This is a genomic window from Mangrovibacillus cuniculi, from assembly GCF_015482585.1.
Classification (GTDB): Bacteria; Bacillota; Bacilli; order Bacillales; family R1DC41; genus Mangrovibacillus; species Mangrovibacillus cuniculi.
The window spans coordinates 447,638-473,335 of record NZ_CP049742.1 but is presented as its reverse complement, the minus strand read 5'-3'; the positions used below and the strand labels follow the sequence as shown (position 1 = coordinate 473,335).

General features: G+C 35.7%; 32 protein-coding genes and 1 pseudogene. 11 read left to right on the top strand and 22 right to left on the bottom strand.

Annotated elements, in window-relative coordinates:
• Window positions 1-8: 8 nt before the first annotated feature.
• Window positions 9-590 (top strand): O-methyltransferase, encoded by a 582-nt coding sequence (locus G8O30_RS02370; RefSeq protein ID WP_239673400.1) that lies wholly within the window; start codon window positions 9-11, stop codon window positions 588-590.
• A 53-nt stretch (window positions 591-643) separates the two neighbouring features.
• Here G8O30_RS02370 and G8O30_RS02365 read toward each other — a convergent pair whose 3' ends face one another.
• Window positions 644-1,408 (bottom strand): phosphotransferase, encoded by a 765-nt coding sequence (locus G8O30_RS02365; RefSeq protein ID WP_239673399.1) that lies wholly within the window; start codon window positions 1,406-1,408, stop codon window positions 644-646.
• Window positions 1,409-1,550: 142 nt separating this feature from the next.
• Window positions 1,551-1,940 carry a DUF3888 domain-containing protein gene (locus tag G8O30_RS02360; protein WP_239673398.1) on the bottom strand — a complete coding sequence of 130 codons (390 nt, stop codon included), beginning with the start codon at window positions 1,938-1,940 and terminating at the stop codon, window positions 1,551-1,553.
• Window positions 1,941-2,055: 115 nt separating this feature from the next.
• On the opposite strand from G8O30_RS02360, the gene G8O30_RS02355 reads away from it, so the two are divergent.
• Window positions 2,056-2,982: an alpha/beta hydrolase gene (locus tag G8O30_RS02355; RefSeq protein WP_239673397.1), complete on the top strand. Its 927-nt coding sequence runs from the start codon at window positions 2,056-2,058 to the stop codon at window positions 2,980-2,982.
• A gap of 127 nt (window positions 2,983-3,109) precedes the next feature.
• Window positions 3,110-4,078 carry a quinone oxidoreductase family protein gene (locus G8O30_RS02350; RefSeq protein ID WP_239673396.1) on the top strand — a complete coding sequence of 323 codons (969 nt, stop codon included), beginning with the start codon at window positions 3,110-3,112 and terminating at the stop codon, window positions 4,076-4,078.
• Between the two features lie 221 nt (window positions 4,079-4,299).
• Here the strand turns inward: G8O30_RS02350 and G8O30_RS02345 are convergent, their stop codons facing one another.
• Entirely contained in the window at window positions 4,300-4,896 is a 597-nt protein-coding gene (locus G8O30_RS02345; protein ID WP_239673395.1) for a DUF4166 domain-containing protein, read from the bottom strand.
• Between the two features lie 3 nt (window positions 4,897-4,899).
• The gene (locus tag G8O30_RS02340) at window positions 4,900-5,796 is read right to left on the bottom strand and encodes a DoxX-like family protein (protein WP_239673394.1); all 897 of its coding nucleotides are present in this window, start codon (window positions 5,794-5,796) and stop codon (window positions 4,900-4,902) included.
• A gap of 407 nt (window positions 5,797-6,203) precedes the next feature.
• Here G8O30_RS02340 and G8O30_RS02335 point away from each other — a divergent pair, with 407 nt between their 5' ends.
• A complete protein-coding gene (locus G8O30_RS02335; protein WP_239673393.1) occupies window positions 6,204-7,181 on the top strand; it encodes an HD domain-containing protein in 978 nt (325 codons plus the stop codon).
• 20 nt (window positions 7,182-7,201) lie between these two features.
• Window positions 7,202-7,705, top strand: a complete 504-nt coding sequence (locus G8O30_RS02330; protein ID WP_239673392.1) for a GNAT family N-acetyltransferase — start codon at window positions 7,202-7,204, stop codon at window positions 7,703-7,705.
• Between the two features lie 33 nt (window positions 7,706-7,738).
• Here G8O30_RS02330 and G8O30_RS02325 read toward each other — a convergent pair whose 3' ends face one another.
• The 5 genes from G8O30_RS02325 to G8O30_RS02305 form a co-directional block, all read right to left on the bottom strand.
• Window positions 7,739-8,350, bottom strand: a complete 612-nt coding sequence (locus tag G8O30_RS02325) for a pentapeptide repeat-containing protein (protein ID WP_239673391.1) — start codon at window positions 8,348-8,350, stop codon at window positions 7,739-7,741.
• A 40-nt stretch (window positions 8,351-8,390) separates the two neighbouring features.
• Window positions 8,391-8,870, bottom strand: a complete 480-nt coding sequence (locus G8O30_RS02320; RefSeq protein WP_239673390.1) for a GNAT family N-acetyltransferase — start codon at window positions 8,868-8,870, stop codon at window positions 8,391-8,393.
• A gap of 141 nt (window positions 8,871-9,011) precedes the next feature.
• Entirely contained in the window at window positions 9,012-9,290 is a 279-nt protein-coding gene (locus G8O30_RS02315; protein ID WP_239673389.1) for a hypothetical protein, read from the bottom strand.
• Window positions 9,291-9,342: 52 nt separating this feature from the next.
• On the bottom strand, window positions 9,343-9,876 hold the full coding sequence (locus tag G8O30_RS02310; protein WP_239673388.1) for a histidine phosphatase family protein: 534 nt from the start codon (window positions 9,874-9,876) through the stop codon (window positions 9,343-9,345).
• Window positions 9,877-9,931: 55 nt separating this feature from the next.
• A complete protein-coding gene (locus tag G8O30_RS02305; protein ID WP_239673387.1) occupies window positions 9,932-10,462 on the bottom strand; it encodes a GrpB family protein in 531 nt (176 codons plus the stop codon).
• Window positions 10,463-10,760: 298 nt separating this feature from the next.
• Here G8O30_RS02305 and G8O30_RS02300 point away from each other — a divergent pair, with 298 nt between their 5' ends.
• A complete protein-coding gene (locus tag G8O30_RS02300) occupies window positions 10,761-10,943 on the top strand; it encodes a hypothetical protein (protein WP_239673386.1) in 183 nt (60 codons plus the stop codon).
• Window positions 10,944-11,034: 91 nt separating this feature from the next.
• The gene (locus G8O30_RS02295) at window positions 11,035-11,550 is read left to right on the top strand and encodes a hypothetical protein (RefSeq protein WP_239673385.1); all 516 of its coding nucleotides are present in this window, start codon (window positions 11,035-11,037) and stop codon (window positions 11,548-11,550) included.
• Window positions 11,551-11,576: 26 nt separating this feature from the next.
• Here G8O30_RS02295 and G8O30_RS02290 read toward each other — a convergent pair whose 3' ends face one another.
• From G8O30_RS02290 to G8O30_RS02260, 7 genes are all read right to left on the bottom strand, one after another.
• Window positions 11,577-11,756 (bottom strand): hypothetical protein, encoded by a 180-nt coding sequence (locus G8O30_RS02290; protein WP_239673384.1) that lies wholly within the window; start codon window positions 11,754-11,756, stop codon window positions 11,577-11,579.
• 606 nt (window positions 11,757-12,362) lie between these two features.
• Window positions 12,363-13,175 carry a PP2C family serine/threonine-protein phosphatase gene (locus tag G8O30_RS02285; RefSeq protein ID WP_239673383.1) on the bottom strand — a complete coding sequence of 271 codons (813 nt, stop codon included), beginning with the start codon at window positions 13,173-13,175 and terminating at the stop codon, window positions 12,363-12,365.
• Window positions 13,168-13,620 (bottom strand): HIT family protein, encoded by a 453-nt coding sequence (locus tag G8O30_RS02280; protein ID WP_239673382.1) that lies wholly within the window; start codon window positions 13,618-13,620, stop codon window positions 13,168-13,170. The genes G8O30_RS02285 and G8O30_RS02280 overlap by 8 nt, the downstream gene beginning before the upstream one ends.
• A 408-nt stretch (window positions 13,621-14,028) precedes the next feature.
• Window positions 14,029-14,799 carry a Cof-type HAD-IIB family hydrolase gene (locus G8O30_RS02275; RefSeq protein ID WP_239673381.1) on the bottom strand — a complete coding sequence of 257 codons (771 nt, stop codon included), beginning with the start codon at window positions 14,797-14,799 and terminating at the stop codon, window positions 14,029-14,031.
• Window positions 14,800-14,881: 82 nt separating this feature from the next.
• Window positions 14,882-15,025: a hypothetical protein gene (locus tag G8O30_RS02270; protein ID WP_239673380.1), complete on the bottom strand. Its 144-nt coding sequence runs from the start codon at window positions 15,023-15,025 to the stop codon at window positions 14,882-14,884.
• A 30-nt stretch (window positions 15,026-15,055) separates the two neighbouring features.
• Window positions 15,056-15,898 (bottom strand): hypothetical protein, encoded by an 843-nt coding sequence (locus G8O30_RS02265; protein ID WP_239673379.1) that lies wholly within the window; start codon window positions 15,896-15,898, stop codon window positions 15,056-15,058.
• A 306-nt stretch (window positions 15,899-16,204) separates the two neighbouring features.
• Complete coding sequence (locus G8O30_RS02260; protein WP_239673378.1) at window positions 16,205-16,666, bottom strand: hypothetical protein; 462 nt, start codon at window positions 16,664-16,666, stop codon at window positions 16,205-16,207.
• 218 nt (window positions 16,667-16,884) lie between these two features.
• On the opposite strand from G8O30_RS02260, the gene G8O30_RS02255 reads away from it, so the two are divergent.
• The 4 genes from G8O30_RS02255 (at window position 16,885) to G8O30_RS02240 (ending at window position 19,552) form a co-directional block, all read left to right on the top strand.
• The gene (locus G8O30_RS02255; RefSeq protein WP_239673377.1) at window positions 16,885-17,178 is read left to right on the top strand and encodes a hypothetical protein; all 294 of its coding nucleotides are present in this window, start codon (window positions 16,885-16,887) and stop codon (window positions 17,176-17,178) included.
• Window positions 17,179-17,377: 199 nt separating this feature from the next.
• Window positions 17,378-17,515 (top strand): hypothetical protein, encoded by a 138-nt coding sequence (locus G8O30_RS02250; RefSeq protein ID WP_239673376.1) that lies wholly within the window; start codon window positions 17,378-17,380, stop codon window positions 17,513-17,515.
• A 66-nt stretch (window positions 17,516-17,581) separates the two neighbouring features.
• Window positions 17,582-17,878: a hypothetical protein gene (locus tag G8O30_RS02245; RefSeq protein ID WP_239673375.1), complete on the top strand. Its 297-nt coding sequence runs from the start codon at window positions 17,582-17,584 to the stop codon at window positions 17,876-17,878.
• A 1,161-nt stretch (window positions 17,879-19,039) separates the two neighbouring features.
• The gene (locus tag G8O30_RS02240; RefSeq protein WP_239673374.1) at window positions 19,040-19,552 is read left to right on the top strand and encodes an SMI1/KNR4 family protein; all 513 of its coding nucleotides are present in this window, start codon (window positions 19,040-19,042) and stop codon (window positions 19,550-19,552) included.
• Between the two features lie 62 nt (window positions 19,553-19,614).
• Here G8O30_RS02240 and G8O30_RS02235 read toward each other — a convergent pair whose 3' ends face one another.
• The 6 genes and pseudogenes from G8O30_RS02235 to G8O30_RS02210 form a co-directional block, all read right to left on the bottom strand.
• Window positions 19,615-20,256 carry a hypothetical protein gene (locus G8O30_RS02235; RefSeq protein ID WP_239673373.1) on the bottom strand — a complete coding sequence of 214 codons (642 nt, stop codon included), beginning with the start codon at window positions 20,254-20,256 and terminating at the stop codon, window positions 19,615-19,617.
• Window positions 20,257-20,987: 731 nt separating this feature from the next.
• Window positions 20,988-21,485 (bottom strand): hypothetical protein, encoded by a 498-nt coding sequence (locus tag G8O30_RS02230; protein WP_239673372.1) that lies wholly within the window; start codon window positions 21,483-21,485, stop codon window positions 20,988-20,990.
• A gap of 374 nt (window positions 21,486-21,859) precedes the next feature.
• Window positions 21,860-22,429 (bottom strand): hypothetical protein, encoded by a 570-nt coding sequence (locus tag G8O30_RS02225; protein ID WP_239673371.1) that lies wholly within the window; start codon window positions 22,427-22,429, stop codon window positions 21,860-21,862.
• A 368-nt stretch (window positions 22,430-22,797) separates the two neighbouring features.
• Window positions 22,798-23,055: pseudogene (locus tag G8O30_RS02220) on the bottom strand (CPCC family cysteine-rich protein); the annotation flags it as partial.
• Between the two features lie 570 nt (window positions 23,056-23,625).
• Window positions 23,626-25,044 carry a SpoVR family protein gene (locus tag G8O30_RS02215; protein ID WP_239673370.1) on the bottom strand — a complete coding sequence of 473 codons (1,419 nt, stop codon included), beginning with the start codon at window positions 25,042-25,044 and terminating at the stop codon, window positions 23,626-23,628.
• A 129-nt stretch (window positions 25,045-25,173) separates the two neighbouring features.
• Window positions 25,174-25,644 carry a GNAT family N-acetyltransferase gene (locus G8O30_RS02210; protein WP_239673369.1) on the bottom strand — a complete coding sequence of 157 codons (471 nt, stop codon included), beginning with the start codon at window positions 25,642-25,644 and terminating at the stop codon, window positions 25,174-25,176.
• Window positions 25,645-25,698 lie beyond the last annotated feature (54 nt).

The window sequence follows — 25,698 nt, the reverse complement described above, 5'->3', positions numbered from 1 at the left end:
GAAATGTCATGACCACTATGTATCGTTACAATTCCTATCTACCAGAGATAGTTATGAACAGTAAAAAATTAGCAAAGAGCAAACACTTCTCTCATTCTTGCTCTGATGAAACGGGACGGCTATTATCCGTCTTAGTTGGGCAAATAAAACATGGGAAAATCCTCGAAATAGGCACAGGTTACGGAGTAGGCAGCTCGTGGATTGTTTCAGCACTTCTTCCTGGAGTATCCTTTTATTCAGTAGATCATGATAAGAAAAAGGTCGACTTAGTGAGAGAGACTTTACATCATTGTCAAGTTACCTTTCTAGTATCCGACTGGAAGGAACTAATCCACAAAGGCCCTTTCCAATTTATTTTTGCGGATGCAGCTGCAGCAAAATGTTTGGAAGCCGAATTATTACTTTGTGCATTAGATATCGGTGGTTTACTACTAATGGACGATTTTACACCACAGGAGCATTTTCCTGAAGAATGGCGTGACAAACCTGACGAAGTGAGAGAGTTTTGGTTAAATCATGAGGATGTCCGAGCGACAGAGATTTACTTATCTCCTACTTCTGCTGCATTGTTGGTTACTAGAATTAACTGATAGATGGAAGAGCTAAGTGTATCTTAGCTCCTCCATCTTCATCTACTATACTTCTAGAAAAACTCATACAATCCACCATCAAAGTAATCAAACTCTTCTGGAGTAACTCGATTTCTTGTATAGCCTTCATAGAAAGCACTCTTTAACTCATTGTCACCAGTAAAGTCCCTTATAGCTAAGGATTCATCATACCTTGGATCTCCAATCGTCATACCCGCAACATCAATAAATAATGCTACACGACCATTGATCACCATTACATTATCCGTTGTGCAGTCTCCATGAATAAATGTTTGCTGAGTTGGCGTTGGTTTATTGTTCTTTAGTTGTTGCAGCAATTCTAGACTTCCATCTGTTTGATTTTTTTCTATATACTTGGCAGCCAATTCAAACTGAGATTCTAGCCAATCTACCTTTCCTATGTCTTCAGGTATTTTTAACCCATGAAAATGATTCAAGAAGTTTCCAAAACTTTTTATCAGCTCTCTTCTCTCCTCTGTCGTCTTTGCTTCTTTTAAAGCCGTTGTTAAACTAACACCTTCTTCAAAAGACATGAGTAAATGACTCGCACTCTCTTCCACAATAAATCCAAAATATTTTGGCACATGGATTTCATCATGATCTTTAAATTGTTGTAGTACATCCGCTTCTTGTTTTAACCATTGTCTGTACTTGTCCTTATATGAACTTTTTAATAGATAGACTCCGTTGTCTGTTGTTACTTTTTGTACGATAGACGTCCATCCTTGTTGAGCTAGTTTTTCCATACTTTTGATTTCACCGATTGTATGCTGGAACTGAAGCACTATTGGGTTCATTTCGCATTCTCCTATGCATTGATATCTTACTGAATACTCTATCTTTCTATTAGTTTTATTTTACATAAATATATAATAAATACCATTAATTACATAAAAATATAGGCAGTGACTATCTACATTAGTCGCTGCCTATATGTTATTAAAAGAGAGGATAATCTTTTAAGTGTTGATATTTTTTTAATTTCACATTCCCTGTACCATCTATATAGAAAATAAGTCTATCTTCTCCTACTGCATTATGTGCTCCAATTACTGGTGCCACTTGCAAATCAACCTCGAATAAATAACTTGTATCATCTAATAATCTCTTAACTCCCAATACTTCTATATCATATGTATAAACCAAAGGCATTTCAGACAGCAAATTTGTGTAGTAATTGTTGACTGCTTCACTTATATATGGCATTAAGAGGCTTAAAAAAACGTTTTGATACAGTTCCTCATTTGGTGAAGTACTTTCTTCATTACTAAAGCCAGTAGTGATTAGCATTAGTACTGTAATAAAAATGGCTGCTATCGTTTTTATCAACTTAACACCTCCACTTCGTTAATCTATCCATAATGATGAAAAGTTATGTACTATTTTTATCCAATTATTCTTATTAGATGGTATAATTTAGAAAAAGGTATGGAGTGTGAGAAGATTGTTGCTAACAAAGTACGATAATTTAGTCAAAGACGTTTTTACCTTATATGATCGAAAACAATACAGTGACGTAATCAGCTTATTACATCAAATGATGGACGATTATCCAAACAGAACGGATGCGATCTTATTTCTTAAAGCTTGTACTTTTACAGCTCAAGAGAAGACAGACTTGGCACTTTCTACTTTTCAAAACGGGCTGGATAAAGGGTTATGGTGGAATCCGGAGAAATTAACAAACAACTCGGAGCTAGAAGTATTACAAACTGACTCCAACTTTAAATTGATTGTGGAGGAATGCATACAAAAACTAGAGGATGCAAAACAAGAAGCTAAGCAGGAATTGTTCACTTTTGGGAATCCTACTGCTTCAACTGCTATATTTTCTTTACATATGCGGGGATACAATGTTAAAAATTTTGCTCCATATTGGATGAACAACCATCTATTAGCTAACTATTTTTATGGATTTCCTCAGTCATCTCAAGTGTTTGGACATGATTCATACTGTTGGGAAGATCCAACAGTTGCTGAAAGTGAAATTGTTCATGCTTTTAACGAATTTCATCAAATTTCTAGATCCAAACAAACTATACTTGCTGGTGGATCACAAGGTGGAAAACTTGCCATTGAATTAAGTCTTAAAGGTAATAAGTTGAATACAAAAGGGTTCCTTGCGGTTATTCCTGCCATACGTGACCTTGACATTATTAAAGACTATTTAGAAAAATACAAACCTACGGGAAAAGGGTATATTATTGCGGGAGATCAAGATATTTTTTTTGAAAAAACGGTTGAACTAGTGAAGATTTTAGATGCATACAACTATCCTTGTCAGTTTGTAGTCAAAAAAGAATTAGGCCATTTTTTCCCAGAAGATTTTACAGATTTATTACAAGAAGCTGTTAAATTCATTCAATCTTAATGACGTAAAAATCTCCAGAACCTTCTGGAGATTTTTTTCACCTCATAGTTGTTCATTTATTTCGAGGTCGGCATAAGGAAATTTATATTAATATTATAATGGATTTTACATAAAGGGGAGATCGGGAATGAAAGCAGTCATTCAACAGGAATTTGGTAGTGCAGATGTGCTTACTTATACAGATAGACAAATTCCTATCACAGGGGAAAATGAGATTCTTATTAAATCAGCTTACACTAGCGTTAACTATGCAGATATTAAAACTCGAACTGGTAAGAAAGGCAAAGGGAAATTCCCTTTCAGCCTAGGGTTAGATGTTGCGGGGATAGTGGACACCGCTCCTATTGGATCAACGTTTGTGAAAGGAGACCGAGTAATCGCATTTCCGAAAAACGGATCGTATGCAGAATATGTAATTTCGGATGAAAGATTGATCTTCAAATTACCTTCTAATCTCTCTTTAGAGAAAGCTGCTACCATGCCTACTGTTGGCATCTTATCGTACATACTTTTCTATGAAATCGGACAAGTAAAAACTACAGATACCATTGTTATTCATAGTGCTGCAGGTGGCGTTGGATCTATGCTAGTTCAATTAGCAAAGTTAGCTGGAGTAAAGAAAGTTATTGGTACGGTCGGTAATTTAGATAAGCAAGAGTATGTACAAAACTTAGGCGCCGATAACGTCTATACGTATGACACGTTTGCTGAGATGGTCATGAATGAAACTAATACTAGCGGTGCAAACGTTATTTTTGATTCTGTTGCTGGTGATGTTACAACTAATAGTTTAAAATGCTTAGCGATGTACGGCACACTTGTACAGTTTGGCAACAGCAGCGGAAAAGCTGGTTCGTTTAGTACAAGCGATGTACATAATAGTTGTCGGAATGTTAAAGGCTTTAGCTTAGGTACCACAAGAAAACATGCACCTGAACGATTAGCTCCAGTTGCTACAAAAGTGATGGAATTATTTGCTTCTGGAGTAATAGAAATACCTGTTGCCAAGATCTTTTCTTTAGATCAAGCAGCTGCGGCTCATCGATTAATGGAAAGTAGAAATTATGAAGGCAAGATTTTGATTAAAATAGACTAGTAGAGAGAAAACCTGTTCCAGCACGGGACAGGTTTTTGTATTGGGTGGTTTTGCTAGAGGTTGGTCGCTTCTCATCAAGTTCGGTCGCTTTCTCCGAAGTTTGGTCGCTTCTCCACCAAGTTTGGTCGCTTTCTCCAAAGTTTGGTCGCTTCCGCTTAAGTTCGGTCGCTTCTCCACCAAGTTCGGTCGATTTCTCCGAAGTTTGGTCGCTTCTTCCAACCTTACTCCCTCTCTGCAAAATGTCCCCGATAGTAAAACAAATCTCCCACCATTGAGTTACTTGCATGTACGTTGATGATATATAAATTTTTCTGGTCGTCGTATTTCTCTTCTACTTTAACTTGAGCAGACGCGAAAGCAGGTAACGATAGTCTCTTCTTATCCATTACTAAACTACTTCTTTCCGAGAGAAATTCCAAGGATCCGTCCTCTCTTACTGTCGGAGTAATCGTTGCATACAAAGTTGCCGGATCGCCTAAAAAATCATGAATGACGGGCCTGATACGAGATGGAACTAATACGGCGTTAAATGATTGGCTACCTGTGGAAAAGTGGAACGTTCGCTCAAACCTGTAAGCTTCCATCCCATTTGGTAAGAATACTTTTTTCCATGTGAAGTCAAAAGGGACGTTTGTTCCACTTTCTGATAGTAATAGATTTCTCTTTCTTCCTAATGGTAAGATTGGGCGGATTGTCTTAGGAGCTCCCTTCATCACTTTCATGATCCCTTGTCCGGAAATAGAGTCTCCTGCGTATCGACGTTTTACTTTTTCATGCAGTCTATCCCACTGATCTTCGGTTAGTACTTGTCTAATCATCCACTACCCTACTTTCCATGTTGTGTTCTTTGATGACGGAATGGTTTGTTTCTCGTTTATATATCCAACTAAAGATGCACCACAAAGTACAAAGGTTAACGATATTGGTGAAAACGGGTCTGTTAGTAAGTCTGGATTTGCTACTAATGCTCCAACAGCTAGAACAGGGAATGCCAGTAGCTGCAGTAAAAATAACCATTTATGAAATGTAGATTTCAGCCATAACAAACCGAACACTATCTCTAAAACCCCTACAACTATGACAATGCCAGTTCCATCAATCGGTAGGACACGTTCAATCATGCGAACTTCTTCTGGATGCTGCGCTATGATTTTCGGCACTAGCCCGTGATACAGCCATACTGCCAAAAAGGTAAAAACGAAGATCCACTTCGTGAAAAATGCGCGATATAGCTGCTCCGCTTTTTGGTTCGTTTCAATGCTTAATCGAAACACATCAAAGCTAAGCGCTGTTGCCCAAGCGATTGTGGGTCTAAAGAGCAAGTCTAGTATTCTGCCAAAGAATCCATAACGAACTTCATAGGTATATTTCGTGTCGAATTTTACTCCTTCTTCTAAAGGCGTATACTTCCAATACCCGCTTCCTTTCTTAATGGGAGAAAGCAATTGCTCAGAACCAAACTCCAAAGAGGAGATAGCGCCACCATTTTTCAGTGTTTTCTTCCCTGTATTTGCCCCCCACCCTTTAACCAAAAGACCTGGAAAGATGGATCTTGTGTAGCGAAACAATTCCCATCCACGATGGTCTATTTTGTTTTCATAGGTAATGGAGGAAAAACGAAGGTCCCAGGTTGTATGAATGTCAGGGTTTTGACTGTGTTCCCAGACGGTGTCGAGGTTGGAGTGGATGGTGGTTTCTACAAAGATAGGTTTCTTCATGACTATCCTCCTTCACTACATTTTTTTGTATATAAGTTGTTACTGAGCTACCGTTGGCATTACTTCTTCGTTTGGTCTTCTAATCTTCCACAGACTTGGACCAAAACCCGATTGCTAACCATGAGAAGATCGTAAGTATTGGGATTAGCATCATAATGAAAAATTTCACAGGAAGTTCCTCCTCCCTTTATTAGAGCTTTTTTTAAGAATTGAAATTTCAAATATATGTTAAAATTAGTGTAACATGAAAATGCCACTGCCAAAAGTGAGGAAAGTCTATGAATATAGAAAAAGCCATGCAGTATATGCGTTGCCCCCTTTATCCTCCCGAATTTTCTGTTATATTTTATATACCGAACATTTACAAAAAACAGATTAATCCCATCCAACTTTTTAGGAGGACAATCATGAGAATCCAAGACACCATCTACGGAGAATTCCAACTAAATAAAGTACTAGAAGAATTGATTCAAAGTCCTCCGCTCCAACGATTAAAGGGTATACGTCAAGGAGGCGCAAGTTACTTAGTTAACCCTAAATGGAATGTTACTCGATACGAGCATTCCATTGGCGTCATGCTTCTTATCAAGAAACTCGGTGGCTCCCTACAAGAGCAAATTGCTGGGTTATTACACGACGTTTCTCATACTGCTTTTTCCCATGTCGTCGACTTTGTCTTTGATAACAAAGAAGAAGACTATCACGAAAAAATTTTTCATACTGTTATTAAAGACTCTACAATCCCTTCTATCTTAGAAAAGCACGGTTTCCACTATGAACAGATTCTACTGGATGAATCGCAATGGACTTTGTTAGAACAGCCTGCACCGGAACTTTGTGCTGATCGTGTGGATTATACACTTCGAGACATGTTTACATATGGGCACATTTTACGAGAAGAAGTAGATACGTTTTTAGATAATCTGATTGTCATGAATGGAAAGATGTATTTAAAAAATATCCAAGTGGCGGAGTGGTTTGTAGAGACTTATTACACAGAAGTAATTGACTTCTTTATGGATCCACTAAATATATTTGGATACGATAGGTTAGCTTCCGTACTAAAGCTTTCTTTGCAAAAGAATTATCTTTCATTAGAGGACTTCTTACAGACAGATCAAGAATTATGGACAAAACTTCAGTCCATTTCAGATCCAGAAGTTAAAAGTTTACTTGAAAAGATACACCCTCATGTTAAGGTGGAAAATAATAAAGAAGAATTTACTATTCATCGAAAAAATAAAGTAAGATTGATTGATCCTTCTGTTTATCAAAACAGACATCTACAATCCGCTTCCACACTTTCTCAAAAGGTGCAAAAGATGAACAAATTAGCATATGACAGATCTTTAGAAGGCACATTTGTAAAAGTGTTATCGACCTAAATGGGGGAGGTTTAATTGCCATGGAAGTTAAAATCCAACGATTAGAAACTATAGAAGAAGCTAGCGAGCAGTTAAGTAACCTGTTAGTAAAAGTAGTAAATGAAGATGCATCGATAGGTTTTTTACCTGGTTTAACACTAGGAGAAGCGAAAGCTTATTGGCAAAGTGTTATCCAGCCAGAAACGTTGTTGTTTGTAGCAAAGGTCGAGGAACATATAGTCGGTAGCATACAACTACATTTATGTACGAAACCAAACGGCCTACACAGAATTGAAATTGCAAAACTAATTACGCATCCTAACTACCGTAGGAATGGCATTGGTCGAAAGTTAATGCAAATAGCTGAAGATTATGCCCGCGAATTAGATAAATCGCTTATCGTACTAGATACTCGAGAAGGAGATCCATCCAACTTTCTTTATCAATCTATGGAATATGTAAACGCTGGAAGCATTCCTTATTATGCTTTATCTGGTGATGGACAATTGCATGCTACTGTATTATATTACAAAACACTTAAATGAAAGATTAGATAGGCATCGTTTGGGTGGTGGTCACTAGTCTTCCTTCACCACCATCCCAATTGCCTTCACAAACCCAACCGCCTGCTCAGGTGAAATAATGCAGCCAGCAATCTTTTCAATACTTACAATTATCCGTTCAAACGAGCATGTGGATAAATCAAAATCTTTTAACACAACTCCCCCAAAGTTTGCACTGTGTAAGGTACATGCATCGATAGAAAAATGTTCATGTCGAAGTTCATAAAAGTCCGCTTCATCTAATGCACAATCTTGCATTCGAACCATTTTAAAATTAGAGAATCCAAAACTAGCAAGTTTCATCCGCGACTGATCAAATCGTCCATTTCGAATAACGCAACCGGACAGATTGACTCCATCTAATTTACAGTCATGAAACTGCACACGATAAAAACTCGCATCACTGAAGTTACTACCAGAGAAATCGCAGCGTTCAAATAAAACGTCACTCCACTCTGATTTTGTCCAATCTCCAGTAAATTGCACTTGTTGAAAATGAGCATGTTGTGTGACCCTGTCTTCTTCTCCTTCTAGCTCTCCTTTAGAAAAGAATCCAGTCCATATTTCGTCTGTTGGGCGAAGAGGTGGTTGTTTAGTTGGTAGGCGTGGGGACAATAGTTTTTTCATGACTTCCTCCTATCTAATAACTTAAAACAGACTCTCCTTACTATCTGTACTTCAACTGTTTCCAAAACAATACTCGATCTTGACCATTTCCATCATAGTTAGTATGTACATCCACGCCATCCACCAACTTATCTCCTTCTTCCACCTCAAATCCAATCTTGGTGTGAAACGCAACAGAAGCCTTATTTACTGGTGAGGTGACACATCGAACTATAGAACGCTCGTTATCTTTGGCAATCTCGTAGAATTCCTCATACAGAACTTTTGCAATGTTTTTCTTTCGATGATTAGGATGAACACCAACAAAATGAATGTAAGCCTCTTCTACATGATCTTGCGAAAGGAGTCCAACTAAGAACCCAATAATTTCATCATCCTGTTCCATCACTAAACTAGTGCTTGAAAAGTGCTGAAAGAATAATCTTGGTAACATATCAACCATTTGACGTCCTCCCCACCAAACGTTTAGGAGAGGAGAAATTGAATCAAAATCTGAACTGGTAGCTATGCGAAGTTTCATGGATTACCCCCTTAGGACTTACATTTATTTTAAATGTTTAAATTTACAAACCGTACCTATTATATAATGAAACTAACATACTATTTAAACGCCTGCTTTTTTGTTGATAACACATTATGTAGAACGTATTCAAATACTTTACTAATTGCTACCCGATACTGGTGACTCTTGCATTTCCCAATTCGTCGGCCCTTCATTTGGTTCGATAAATTTCCTCCAATACTCTCCTGTAACTGTATCAAAAATAATAATGTTACTCTCATTTGGAGTGATCATTTCAAATCTTGATGAATTAGGTGCATCTTGGTCATTTTTCAACTCACTAATAGCAGTAGTAATAGAACAAGATGAGAATAATATCGATATACCTAAAAAAACAAGACCGCCTGTTACTGATAGCTTGGATTTCATTCCATTCATATGGCTTACTCCTTTTAAATTGTTTTTGTTTGACTGTCGAGAAAACCGTAACTTACTTTCTATTGAACGTAAAAACTTTGAAGTTACCTGTTTCAGATGAAAATCTAGTAATATTGCCGTCGGAAGGCACTCCCTCAAAATAAGCTCCCATACAACCAGTGGTGCATCTATGACCGGACAATAAAATATTTATTTCTTTATGGGCAACTTGTTTTTCCAGTTCCGACATGAAGTCAAAAACTCTTTCCAGGAAACTAATTGGATTTTCTACCCCTTTGTAAAAGGTTCTATCAGGGATAGGACCATCCATTTTCACTTCAGAAAGCAAAATTCTATCTGCATCTCCTAAGTCAAATACATCTAGTCTTAGATCAGTAGACACCTGCATACCAGTAACTATTTCAGCAGTCTGAATAGCCCTTTCTTGTGGAGAAGAAAAAACCAGATCAAACGAAATCTCTTTCAACTCTTCTTTCAGTTTGGCAGCTTGTTGAATACCTGTTTCGTTCAATGGTAATCCATTTCGCCCTTGCATTCTTCGTTCTTTGTTTAAATCCGTTTGACCGTGTCTGATGATGTAGATCAATTGGTTTCCTCCCTTTGTTATTTGACGTGACAGTACAGTGTTTCTATTAAAAAAACTACTTCAATTGTTGTGCTAATATGTCCTGCACAAACTTTTCTTTATAATCGGTATATTCTTGAATTCCAGTGGAAAATGTTGAAGTATACTCTCTTTTAATTTCAAGATACTTTTTTCGTGCTTCAGCATTTTTGTTTAGGTAATTTCTAAAGAAAAGTAAGTCGTTCCAAGTAGCTTCTTTATAATTAACTAAATGAATATAGTGGGTCTTGATTTGAAAGGATTCATCAGCAAATTTCGCAAATACAACCTCGTTTGACTTTTGGACTCTTAGACGTAAAAAACCTACAGCTTTTAAGACTTCTTTTAATCTAGTAGAAATTGCGTCTATGTCTTCAACGCCCACTAAAATATCAATAATTGGTTTAGCGGCCATATGATCAATTGCTGTACTGCCGATATGTTCGATCTGTTCTTCTTGTATACCTAATCGCTCCACTAATTCCTTTTTTACTCTAATAAACTCATTTTTCCATTCAGGTGTATAATCTGCTAACTTGACCTCGTTTCTACCTAGACCTAGTTTCATATTGGCACCCCTTTCTCTTCAATTAAAATTATCGTACTCTGTTTGCAAGTTAAGAGTCACTAGATTGTTATTGTCTATAGCTATGATTTGATATCTAGTTTCAATTTATTGAGAATAAAGAAAAGAGTGTTGCATTAGGCATTGATGATCTTGTTTTTTGTCTGACACTTTATTACCTTCCTTAGAATAACTACTTATCTTGTATCATATCATTTAGAAAAATTTGTATCTATAATTCCATAAAGTTACTTTTAAAATTCCAGCTTATGTTATTATTTAATAAAAAAGGAGGGGTTTTATGGATTTCTTTATTCTTTTATTTTTCTTCTTTACAGTGGCAGGTTTATATTTGTTCGTACTTGGTCTTTGGGAATTTAGAGTTGCAACAGACAAAAAGAAATTTGTTACGTACACTACTACTGGGTTATTTTTAATGGTCGTGTTTAGATGGTTAATGTTTAATTTTCATTTTGCAAGTTGATTTGTTAGTACACGTCGTTAATTATTAAAAGAACCTATAAGAGAAATGTAGTAGATAGTTTTTGATCATTTTTCAACTGGAGGATAAGCAAGTGAAAATGATAAATATTTTCTTTCTGGTAATAGTAATTACTCTAATTTCTATAGGTGGGTTCTTATTTTTAGTCAAAGAAGGAGAGTTTGAGAAGACTAGTCATTCTAGTATGCGTAAGGAAGGCTTAGTTAAAAATAATTCACTATTCTTAGGTTATGGTATGAAATGGGACGGAATAGGAACACCTACTATTGAAAAAATACAATTTTATAAAGAGGATGGTTCATTGTTGTCAAAAAGAGAAGATGAAATTGTTATTACACCATATATTGATACATCAAAAGAGATAGGTTCTATGTATGAAGAGCACTTGTTAGAAGAAGGATATATGGATCATTTACTTAATGTGAGAGGGTACAAAGTAACAGACCATTTTCATATGGTACTAAAAGTTGAGATTGGTCAAAATACCGACTTTCAAGATATCGGTAAGATAAGAATTATGTATAAAAAGTTCGGTTTGACGAAGTTTCAGGAGATTTCTTTGGAAGAAGGGATTGTTAGTGGGAAGTGAAAATATTTAAGGTACAGAGTTTACCCTTACTGTGCCTTCATTGTTTCATCCTTTTTTCCAGCGAAATAGGCCGAGCATAAAAGAAATACCACTCCAAAACTAGCTCCAATGACCATGGAGTAAGGGACAAAACTCTTTAATCCTAATCCTGCTGCAATGGATGCTGCAAAGAAAAGAAGAAACATTGCTGTGTAGTTCTTTTTCATACTTCCACCTCCCTTTACCATTATTATACTATTTAGTTATTGCTATATTAAGATAAAACCTTCAATTAGGTAATTATTACTATTCTTGTGGCCCGCGAGACATTCTTGCGGTATACTAAATCCGCTTTTCTTCCCTCTGCTATACCACGGGACGTTCCTGCGGTATACCTAAACCTACTTTTCTTCCCTCTGCTATACCACGAGACGCTCCTGCGGTATACCTAAACCCGCTTTTCTTCCTTCTCCTATACCGCGAGACGCTCCTGCGGTATACCTGAACCTACTTTTCTTCCTTCTCCTATACCGCGAGACGCTCCTGCGGTATACCTGAACCTACTTTTCTTCCTTCTGCTATACCACGAGACGTTCCTGCGGTATACCTAATCCTACTTTTCCTCTCTCTGCTATACCGCAAGATGCTCCTGCGGTATACCTAAACCTACTTTTCTTCCCTCTGCTATACTGCAAGATGCTCCTGCGGTATACCCGAACCTACTTTTCTGCTCTCTGCTATACCACGAGATGCTCCTCTAAAGTGTTTGGTGAAATATTTATATTGATTAGTTCTTATGAAGTATTTTAAAAAATAATCACTCATCAAACACCCTATTGATTACTAGCAAGTGTCCCAGTTTTTTTAACATCCACTTCCCAAGTAACAACCGTCGTACTATCCCGCACATTATTATCTATAATCCTATCAAACATGGACTTAACCACTTCCACCCCCTCGCTAAAATGCAAGAAAGTATCATACATATCTTCCGCTTTCCCATAAGGTTCACCCGGACACTCCAATAACCCATCTGTAGTAACAAAAATCCGATTTACACCTTTTCTCAATTCACTCGTTCCTGTGGAATAACAAGCGACTGCTTCTTCAAACGTATTCACCTGTCCCACCCATTGATAGAACTGGCGTTGATTTAAAGCATATTGACCTAAATCGACTAGTTCTTGATGGAATAAATATAGTACACAATCTCCTACCGAAAACCACCAAACATATTTGTCTTTTCGAAATACTACTAAAACAGCTGTTTCCCCAATGCATGTTCGGCACTTCTCTAAAAATTCGTCTGACTGAAAGATTGCTACTACTTTCTGTTCCAGTTTTTTACATACATTTTCATCTACCGCTAATGCAAGTATCTCTAAGATTGTTGCCTTTTCCGTAAGAAATGCTTCTACTACAATCTCCGCGCTTTCCGCAGTATTATGCGCATCTAAAACAATAGTAAACTCCCACTCTTCCTCTTCGTTACACCAAACTAAGCATCCGTCTTCATTTTTATATTGTCCTGCATGAGAATTTCCTCCATAGCGTCCAACGACAACATTACCAACCTTCTTAATATCCGGGTCATCAACGAAAGACCCTTGGTTTCCGACCCAATGTAGCTCTTTTATCTCACTCATGTTGATTATTCTCTAAGTAATTCTTAAGACGATGGCATAGATCAATAACGTCTTGGTTATTCCCCATTGGTGCATCTGCCCAGTCATAGACTTCCATTGGACCCCAGTGTTCCGTCGGTGTATTAGGATAACGAGCAACTAAGTGCATATGAAGATGTGGCACAGCATTTCCGGATACCAGTGCGTAAATATGCTCTGCTTTCTCTGACTCTTTTAGCGCCCTACTAACTCGAGAAGTTATTACACCAAAAGCTTTGGCTTCCTCTACAGTCATCTCAGCAAGCGTCGGAGCATGTCTTTTTAGATCAATCATGACATGGCCTAAATAGTTGGGATTTCCGTTACGATCAATGTGACCGACGTATACATAATCATCTTCATAAATAACTGTTCCGGCTGTTTTGATTTCACCAGAGTGTTTTTGGCAAATGAAGCAATCATTCATGCCCATCCCTCTTTTCTTAATTTTGTTAAAATTATAATATACAGAAGAGTGTATTGGTATAAATTTCTAATTTTTTCACAAAATAAAAACACCTTCTATATTGAAGATGCCTAATTCAATTAAGCTATATTTCTCATAAACACGAATAATGTCATCCTTTAATTCTTTCTTACCGTTCCTATTAGGTTAATCGAATATTGCTACCGATTAAGGTATATAAATTAGTAACTCTATTTGATACGTTATTTTATTTTTAACGGGATGAAGAATAATAAGCATATGAGAAACCTCTTTACTTCTATTCATCATTCCTCTCTAAGATACATATTTCAATAGACTTCTTTTGCGGGACTCCTGTCTTTTCTTGTATTATCTCTCCAGGTCCATAAAAGCTAAATTGCCACAATCTCAAACTACTTCAAACTTTTCCAGTGCATAATAAATCCCACCCTCATGAGATCCTTTCGTCACAAAGTCCGCTATTTTTTTCAATGTGTCGCTCGCGTTCCCCATCGCAATACCTAACCCGACGTATTCCAACATATCAATATCATTTCCACCATCACCAAAAGCAATGGCTTCTGAAGAATCTAAATGAAAGTAATCTAACACTTCTTTTATTGCTAAAGATTTCGATACGTCTTCTTTTAACACGTTCAAAATGTATGGATGCCATCTTTTAAATATTAATTGTGGAAACATGTCTTGATATTCTTTTATCATATCTTCATCCGCAAAGAGATTCATCAAGTAGACTTCTTCTTCCTCTCCAAGAACCTCCTTTGGAAACTCTGATAAGGAAAGTGTTTCTTCCAATGCCTTTTTGATTTGATCATTTTTCACACCATTTGTATGAAGCTTTTCTGTATAAAAAGAAAGTCCATGTCCTTTTTCTCCTGCATACTTCATGACCTCTTTTAGTACATCGTTATCAAATCGGATCTTATGAAGGACGGTATCGTTGTCTTTTACATACGCTCCATTTGCAGTTATAAACGTTCGTATCCCTAAGTCTTCTAACTCTCTGCACATAGAAAATGGTCTTCCAGTGGCAGCAACCACTTTTATTCCTCGATTAATTAACTTTCTAATTGCTCTCTTTGTACCTTCAGAAATACTTCCATCTATATGACTAGTAAGAGTTCCATCTACATCAAAAAAGACAATTTTATAAGACATAAGTACACTCCAATAATCTTTTTTTCTCTCCTCATTATTACTTTTCAGTTCTGTGTAATAATAAATATGAACGAGTTAAAGATTAAGCCATAGGTGTTATTGGCTCTTTTATCTTTATTCCATTTTGATTATCAAGATACTTTTGTATAGGTACATTTGTGTAAAGATTTAATCCCATTACTACAATACCAGAAATCCATCCAAAGATTTGTCTATATATCAACATATCTCCGTAAAAAATTGATAACACTTTCTGTTAAAGTATTAACATTTTCTTATGTATGTTTCGAACATAATTAATCATTTTATCTTCACGAATACAAGCTATCTCTTCTAGTGTGGTTCCTCTACCTAAGAGGTAATTAACCATTTCCCACCCTACAAAATATGCTTCTCTTTCATGATTGGTAGTTCCCAGTCCCATCGTAAATCTAAATACGGTTTCCGAACTAGAGTCTTCTAAATAAGGAAGTATTCCTTTAAAGATTTCTTCCCTACTTGCTTTACAAGAAGCTAACCATCCTTTCGTAAACTCTGTATAAGATTCCTCTTCTTTTCCTGGAACTAATTGCTTACTTACATGCATTGCTAATCCTTCTTGTAAAATCGTTGAAGCGATGGATCTCTCCCATTTTGTAGAAAAGTTCGCAGTCGATGCATGGACTATATGTGTTAGTTCATGCGATAGAATAATGGTGGTATTATTGCATTCAACTGGAAGACATAAAGCTAATCGTTCTTGATCATATGGTGCTACAAAAGGATTCCCCTCAAAACCACCTACGAAATAAACTACCACTAAGTTAATTGGTTCTTGATACCCTAATAAGGATTTTACTTTTGATAGATAAAGTTCCACCGACCTAACATCTGATTCCCAATTCTCAAGGTATCTAATTCTTTCTCTATACTGATTCCAAGCATTATCTAAAAGCTGTCTAGCTTTTTTTTTGCCTTCCTCTCCAGGAGGTACTGCAGCAAAATTATAGTGTTCCTTCCATAGTTCCCACCGTTTTTCTCTATCTATCTCCTCCGCTTTTGCTTCTTGATAAAATTTCAAGAATCTTGGTACCAAGTTAATGATTTCAATTTGATCCACATCTTTTCCCTCCGCCTCAACATCATTCTTGATTTACGTATATTCGCGACAAGCGGTTTCAACTATTTGTATTTTTAAGGAAAGAGATATATTTTAAATGAATGTTAAAATTGTATATAATTCTTTTCATTTAAACTAAATGATAAAAAGCCAATCCATTAAATAGATTGACTGTCTATACTTCATAGCCTACGCAATAGTTTCCGAATAATTACTTTAACGTAATCGATTAACATTGTCTCCTAATGCTATATTTTCATTTAAACTTACTAAGAAATTGATAGCTTGTCATATTGTAGTTTACAATCATTGAACTTTTTCTTTAAGATAATGAAACCCATATAGAATTAACGCATCTATCATAAACAAAGACATTAGTTGGTTTTTCGTTAGCCTTAGTAAAGAAAATATTTTAAATCGCTTTAGATAATATCCCAAACCATATGTAAACATTCCATCAATAATTATATTCAGCGCAATATAGCGCAAAAAGTTTCCATAAGTTAATTTTAAAATCCACATTGCTCCAATTAAAAATGGCCCCCATGTAAATGGTATTACCCATGTGATTTTTGGAGAAAAGGCGTCATACCATTTCCACCATCGTCTTTTTCTAGCAATCCAATTGACAAATAAAACTACAAACGAAATAAATATACCTGATGGAAAAAATCGTTTGAAAGCACTTTTTCCTAACAAAGGTATTAATAACCAAGGTAGAAGCATCATTACTATTGACCATGCCTTTACATACTTAGGGTATCTCACTTTCAAATCCTCCTATTCCATCATTCAAGAATAACATTCCCTAAAATAGGAAAAGTATTTAAACTAAAAATACAGTGGGATGGTGTGTTTTATAGTCAAACATATGATCCACCTTCCTAGACTAATGAAAGCAAGAAGGAAAACGTCAACTACATTGAGAATAGATAATGGAAACGAATGTTAATTTTGCATATAAAGGTTTAAAGGAGAATGAAGTTATGAAATTTAAATTTCTTGCTATTATTTTGTTACTTATTTCTAATTGTATTTTTGTTGCGTTACATTTTACGAAAGATAATGATGACCAATATTTATTTTTACTTCAACTGGAAGGTAAAAGTGAGAGTTGGAAGATTGAAGATTACCTAGTGAAACTTTCTAACACTGAAATTATTCATGGGAATGGCAAACTTACCTATATTGGAGAAGGTAATGTGAGTGATTATGCCATCTTTTTTTCATGGGTAACAAACGGTTATCTTCGTCTGCTATGCCCTATAGAGGCCCTGTAAATCTTGGAGGTGGAGGTTCAACGAGTGCAAATAACAAATTGGAATTTCCTTTTGAGTCTGCAAATTCCATCTATGCAAAGGTTACGCTTGATGGGAAGACAGAAATAATTGAACTCAGTTCTCCTGCGTTACAGTTAAGAGCTTCTTCCTATGTGTCTTACGTACGGAAATGACAAATAGAATAGGAGGTAGAACGAAGATGAGTAAAAGAAGATCTATTAGGCGTTTTTTTAGGGATGTTAGTAGTGAATTAGTTGGTCAGTTGCTATGGAACATACTAACTTTTATTCCAAGAATGATGTTCCGCTTAATTAAGGGGGTCTTTGACGACTATTAAGATGTCTTGGAGGATTGTTAGAGGCGAGAATGTGAAAAAAATTTTTATAACTACGGGAGAATCTTTATGTGGATAATATTTGGCGTAATTGCAATAATATCAACTTTTGTAAATCTATATTTGTATAAGGTAGGAAGAGATTATAAGCTCGCTATGGCGTTGGCATTATCATTTACAGCATTAACAATTTGTGCAGATTACAGTTACCTAACTCGGTGGGTAATAGAAGAAGATTGGGCGGCTTTATCAGACGTAATACCGGGTATGGCAAGGGCATTTTGGTTTTTGACAATTGTTTCTATCTTATTAAATATAGCACCTATATTTTTAGAACGAAAGTACAGGAAAGTTACTCGTGTCTAGTCAGATATAATATACTCTTCCTCAATATAAATTTAAGAAAAAAAGACGCCAAGGCGTCTTTTTTCACGAGATATATTTGCGATGAATCACTATCTTATCAAAGTTAAACAACTTCCGATTCTAGACTATTGTTTCTATATTTTTCGTTCTGCTGGTAGATGATTATGAGGTTTGTACTATCGGTACAATTCTTTCATCAGAAACTTAAATCTTGGTTTGAAAGTAATTTCAACAATCGTTAGAAACCTGTCACGATCATTTTCCATAAATAATCTAAGAGAAGATTTGTTCTTGCTATCAGAAATTATCTCAATCCTGTCAACTGAATTAAAGTCGTAAAAGCCTATGGTTTCATTGTCTTCTATGGTTCTTACTAGAAGAGAAAATTTGTGATAAAAAGGGGAGACTATTACTTCATAGTCATAGTCATTTATGCCAAATGCAAAAGTGGTCTCGTCGTACTGAAATATTTCCTTTTCATCTTTTTTTGTTGGTATACACTCAAATAAAGATATGAAATCTAATTCTGAAGGATAGGATTCCATTATATTCACCTGCAACTCTACATTAAATTATTTAGCAGATCTAGTTTACAGTTAACATCAATTGCTCAATTTTACTTACTACTTTACCAAATACTCTTAATTAAATAAATTACCATTCTTGGTTTATATACTTTGAGAGGGAACTAACCAGTCTGCATTCTGATAAACTTAATTTACCATAACAAAGGATTCTCTCGCACTTCTTAGTTTCTTGATTGACAGTATGTCTAATAAAAAGAAACGCCTGTGCTTGAAAAATTCAATATAATGCTCTTTTGTGCATATGATATAATTTACATCATAAAAGTACAGATTGGTGTGACAGTCATTTGCTTGATTTCTTATTAAGTTTTTTCCAAGTAAACACAATTTCACTAAACACGAAGAAAATCGATAAACATATAGAGCTGCTAAAACAGTATAAATGGTTTGTTAAGGTCTACGAGGACAAAAAGTATCGAAAATTGTTTTTCACCAATAGAAAGGTAAGAGCCTATCTACAAAGTTCTATCCGTGTAAAAAGGATGGAACGAAGTCTTAAGTCACAAAGTAAGTTGATAAAACTACTAGATCAACAGCGTGCTAGGATTTAGAGTCAGAGGTGGATTAAGAAGTTATGCATTACTATAGAGAAAAAGGCTTTTGGGACGAAAAAGTTCTTCCAGCCAAAAATGATGTTATAGAAAAAGCTGAATATAAGTTAGGTGTGGAGTTCCCTAAAGAATATATAGAGTTGTTAAAAGAAAGTAACGGCGGAACGCTATACTTTAATAAAATACACATACAGAGTTATGGCAAATGTAGAATCCCCTACTTTTTAGGGATTGATTTAGATGGGACAGAAGAAGAAGATAGTGAAGGGATTTTCTCGTATAGAGAAGAGTTAAAAAAGTTAACTCTTCCTGAAAATATCGTTCTTTTAGGGTGGGAAACCTATCCACATTCTTGCTTTGCTATGGATTATACAAATTGTACGGAAAAACCGACTGTTGTTTACTTTTATGAAGATTACTCAGAAGCTGATGTTCCTTATAGCAAAACAATCGTTGCATCGTCATTTAAAGATTTTTCACCATTGCTATTTCATCAACCTTACTTGAGACCCTCTCAGCTTGAGCCATCCTATTAAAACACCTAAGACCCACAAAAAGCAGGTCTTTTCTATGGGTCTTAGGTGTTTTATACTTATATTCATTCAAACTCAACTATGTTAGGTACAACAAAATCCGGTAACGTTTGGACTATTTGCTCATACGTTGAAAAGGATGATCGATTAGAGATGACTACAAAATTATCACCATCGTAACCAATCCAAAAGATACTTGTTTCTTCATCTAAATCTACCACTAAAGTATCTTCAATTAGTGGTTTATGTTTTCCTTTCCTATAGCCTTTATTACTTCCTCCTTTCCATTCTCTTTTTACTACGCTAATAATATCCTTATTCGTGGACCAAAGAACTAAACCAATTCCGAAGCCAATTGTTATGTAGTAAGGAAACAGCTCTCGAAACTGTAATTCATTTTTGATTTCCGTAACCACTAAAGAGTAATCCTTACTCTTTAAGCACCGATTACTTATAACAAGTTCCTTACATTCATTTTCAAACTCATCCAACATATCTAGTGGAAACTCGGCACAAATATATAGCGGATAGGCTTTTATATTCTTCATCCATAGCGGGAAAAAATCACTGTTGATTTCTGGAAGATAGGTTCGATCTACTTTTAAAACATAAGATGGATCACTTGTTAACGCGAATGGAAAGTTTCCACCTATTGACGGTTGTATACTATACGTTCTCTTGGGTAAGTAACCGATTTGTATATCCAATATCTCTACTCCTTACTACCTTTGTGTATATAGAAAAAATTTTTCACGTTTCAGTCTTTTTGTAATGAAGTTTCATTGATAAACTGATAAAGTTTTTATCAAGGAAGATAGAAATCTTCATTTCAACGTATATTTTCTATGAGTATTACCACAAATTATCGGTTTATATTAGTTCAAAAAACCATTATCTAGATTAACAATTTTTTCTTTTTGTTCAATATGTGAACGATGACGGAATGCCTACATCCGACTTAATCGATGTAACCATGTCCACCGATGGGGGAATTTCTTCTGAAACGTTGCCGAATGGGCAGGACACACCAACAGTAAGGAGTGTTAACTTCTTTCCTTCTACATTGGATTGTCCTCATAAATTTTCAAAGGAATAGGTATTTTTTGTTGAACAACCTGCCACTTACTCACTAATATCCTTGGAGGTGGCAAATCGAAGGTGAAAAAGAGAATTTTTAAAGGATATAAATTTGGATGTAGAGGATCTTTCGAAGTTTTGCCAAGACACTATGTGGCGTTCTGGTCATGAATGAACTAGATAAAATAACACGTAGACAATTTGGACGGGAAGTAAGCTAGAAAACCCAACTATTTATAGCAAATAGGTAAGTTTTATTTATGTTACAAGGTGGTCATTATGATGTTTTTAAAAATTCTTCATAACAAACTAACCATGCCACCTATATAGTTGCATGGTTAGTTTGTTATTTTCTCTATCACTACACTTGGATTAGCTCATATAATTCTTTAAAAATCTCTTCCTTATTTTCTTCAGTTATATCACCAATGGTTCCATTTTCCCCCAATTGCAAACGAAGCATGTCTGCCACGCTTTTAACATATTTCTCTACCTTCGCAACGTCATTTTCTGTCTGATTATCAGCGTCTATTAACACATCCGCACTATACCTTAAATATTTTGCAACTTCTTTTTCATGAATCCCTACCTTCTTCCCTGTTTTTTCACTGTATACTATCCATTGGTTAAGGACCACAGCGGCTTCGCCAATTTCTAAAGATGCTTTTGCTTGTTCATACCAAGGTGTTTCATACCCTAATAACTGTCCACCCATATATAATTTACTGACTAATTGATTGTATGTACTCTCTTCCCATTCTTTTAACCCCGTTTGTTTCTGTAAAATAGTACCGTTAAACCATAAAGATATTATTAACAGCACTAAAATTAGAGATAAAGCGATTTTTTTCTTTTTCAACTTACTTCACTCTCCCTTCATCATTACTTATTTTTAGAGCTAAAAATCTATGAATACTTCTCACCTAAACACAATTGTTTAATGCAAAATAATAGTAGCGAAGATTGCAACAAAAACTCTAGAGTTCTGCAATCTTTTTAAACAAAAAAAGACTTGCCGGTGTCTTCAATATACTCTACCGTTATTTATGGTCTAATCAAAATGATGAAGGTAATGGGACAGGGACTGTGTCTTTACACAAATATTTAGGAATTACAAAGTGCCCGACATCATTTACATTTAAAATATTGGTGAGACGAGGAACCAGACCCTCTGTCTCAGAAACAAGTCCTGTCGCTCTTTATTACAAATAATTAGAGAAAATCTAATAAATGTTATCGCTTTATCTGTTTCCGTAATTCAAGAATTGTGTTCAACATTTCCACTGGATAATCTTTTGATGAGGAGTGTCGTAATTCTCTATCCTCAGTAATTTTATACTCCATTAGTTTCTCATAGTAATGACTCGCATTATCCAAAAGTGATTCTATAAATTCGTTTTGAGGTAAAAATTCTTCGACATAGATATCATTAGGCTTCCATTCATCATATATCGATAATAACATTTCATTGTTATTTGATTCCTCCAAACTTAACAATATAGGATCAATTCCATACATAATTTCAACTTTACCATTCTGAATATAACCCTCTATTGCTGGTAAATATGTATCTTCCCATAAAGACAAACCGCTTGGCACATCGAAATTAACAATGGATTTGTTATTGTATTCAATCGAAATAAATTCTTGAATACAATCTGCAGTGAATTTCCTATGATCAATTATTTCACTAATCTTTAATGAATCATCTATATCAATATACCTTTCTTTAGGATTGTCCATAATATATGGATTACCATAATCATAATATAGTTTCTCTAAGTAAGTTTTAATCTTAAACATCTTTTCACCTTAATCCTATTTTAGTTTCAATAATTAATGTACTACTTCTTATATGGGACAGTGGGGAACGGGACTGTGTCTTTATACAAATGTTTAGGAATTACAAAGTGCCCGACATCATTTACATGTGAGATATTGGTGAGACGAGGAATTAGTCCCTTTGTCTCTTATGGTTTACTCTTTAGTATTTCTGAAGCTATTGCTTTTATCTCTCCACCAAATGTCCAATTGTTTCTCTCTAACATTTCCATAAATTCATCTGAAAACTTATTTATAACTAAGTTTTTTTTGCTATGAGAGTTCTGTACAGATCCATTCAATTGTAAGATTAAGATGTTTTCACTTCCTGAGCTTTTTTCTTTCTCCCATACCGGCTCCCAAGATGGATCTTTTTCATATTCTCCTTTTCTCACTAAGTCTATAAACCTCTTTTCGCTAGCACCAAACGTAAGAAAGTTCCGTTGACTTTGTCTTAAGCTGACACCGTTAGCTCCAGTCCAGTAATCAGGGTCTTCATTCATTACGATGTCATCTTCCCAAAAACAATTTGGACAAATATCAAAGGTACCTGTCGCTTCTTAGTCTAATGTCTTATATCCACAACATGGACATGTGTATTTTTGCATGGTATTTCTCCTCTTTATTGTTCGTTATTTATTCTCTTTTCTGTTACTCTCAAACCCGCCTTACTTACAAAGTTTCTCAGTCTTGTAGAATTACAAGTTCGTTGATAAACTATTAAAACTTTAATGCAGAATTAGCAGCTTTTAAAGATGTAAGTATAAATTTAGCGTAGTTAGGAGTAGTACAGTGTTAGAGAACTTATTTTATATAATTATGTTAGTTTTATTGCTCATTTCAGGGGTTTACATGTTCTTTGATTGTAACAAAGAGAATTTCTATAATCACCCTTCCTATAGTTACCTTAGGAAATATACACCTTTACCAACTTGGTTTAATTATTTTTTATTGAGGACAATATTCTTTCTTGGTTCAATCCTACTTCTCTATGTGGTGATTACACATACTAAAGATATAATAATAACTTATATTCTTTAACACTATGCACGGAAGATGTTTGTAGCTTGGAACAACATTTGAAAATCTAAAAGGATATCCTAGCGAAAGTATAAATCGAGTTTAAATTAATTATTGAGTCAAATACATAAAAAAGAACAGCCAAGGCTGTTCTTTTCTCACGAGATATACTTCCGATGAATCCCTTTCCCATCATAATTAAACAACAATTTCCGATTCTCCACAATCGTCTCCACGTTAATCGGTCTGCCCCATAATTGATACATATAAGGCATTACTCGCTCCAAATACTTCAGATCCAACTCTATTCCCTCAAACGCATGAGTAATATACAATTCCCCACTCTTTAAATAGTCACCATCTGTCACCATTAAATAAGGAAAACCACCGTTCACACGCATAGAAACTAATTGGTCCCGCACATTTGTCCACGACTTATCCGTGATTTTGTAGTCTTTTCCTTGCTTCTGGAACAAATACAGATCCTCTTGGTCGACGAACTCTTTTGTGAAGTAATTGCGGATAAAGGAACTGTCGGATTCTAGTTCTCTTACTTCGAACATCTTCTCTCGACCAGAGCCCTTCTTCACTCCCTGGCGAATCATTTCTTCCGTCGGATTGTCGTAACGACGTTCAATGTCTTCGAATAACTTTAATCCTAGATAATAAGGGTTAATACTTGTTTTCGAAGGCTGCACCACACCTGCATTTAGTTTTGCGAACTCAATGGATTCCGATGTGGTTAAGTCCATTTCACGAAGGATGCGTTGGTGCCAGAACGACGCCCATCCCTCATTCATGATCTTCGTCTCCAACTGCGGCCAGAAATACAACATTTCTTCTCTGATCATCGTCAAAATGTCTCGCTGCCACTCTTCTAAGTGACGACTATGTTCCTGAATAAACAAAATTAAATCTTTCTCTGGCTGAGGTGGGAATGCCTTTTTCTTTCTTTTCACAGGCTCCCTTTCCTTCTTCTTAGCATCTAAGCCCCATAAATCATCATACTCGCTTACTCTCTTTGGCTGCTCTTCTTCCCAATCACTTTCCTCCGGTGTCCATAACAATTTCGGTCGAACTAACGATGGATCGATATGTTCTTCAATTGCTAACACCGCATCCAAAAATGACTCAACTTCCTTCTTTCCATACTTAATCTCATACTCCCGAATTCTCTCCGCTGTTGCAGCCATACTTTCCACCATATCTCGCTTCGTATTCTGGAAACGGACATTATTTTTAAAGAAATCACAATGTGCTAAAACATGCGCCACAATAAGTTTGTTTTGAATTAAGGTATTGGAATCTAATAAAAAGGCATAACAAGGGTCAGAGTTGATAACGAGCTCATAAATTTTACTTAATCCTAAATCATAATGAAGCTTCATCTTGTGAAATTGCTTTCCAAAGCTCCAATGAGAATAACGCGTTGGCATTCCATAAGCGCCAAACGTATAAATAATGTCGGCTGGACAAATTTCATATCTCATAGGGAAAAAATCTAGACCAAATCCTTTGGCAATCTCTGTGATCTCATCTATCGCACGCTCAAGGTCTTTTTCATACTGGGAGGCCATGAGAGTCACTCCTTTTCATCTGGATATTACTACAGTATGAAAAAAACAGCGAAAACATGAGAAAGCAGAGTTGTACAAAACAAAAAAGCCGATGAAAGATCCAATACCATCTCTCATCAGCCATAAAAATTATAACGATTTCACTAAAATTAACTCGTCTCTAATCGCAACGCCCTCAGCACTTACCAAAGGAATCTCTCGTTTCACCGTTCTTGCCTGATCCACCGCTTTTACCCTCAACTCTGATAAAAAGTAATGGTTCTTCTGAAAGAAACGAAGTGCATCAAAGTTGTCATTAGTTGTAATGACTTTCATGCGGTAACATCCAGCTGCTTTCGCGACAGCTTCTGCAGCTTGGAGTAACTGTTTTCCAAACCCTTTATTCGGTTTCGTACAATCAATTGATACGATCTCACATTCGCCCGATCGAATCATGTACGTTAATAACGCATGAATGTTTCCCTCATCATCTTTCACATACATACCTTCGAGCTCATCACACTGGTAATTTCCACTCGACACAACCATTTGAGGACTTCCCCAATGCTTTATGAAAAAAGAACGAACCATGTCACGATCCTTCTGTTGAATTTGAATCATTATCTCTTCTCCCTTTTTTCGACACTGTTGTATGAATATAATGTACCACAGTTT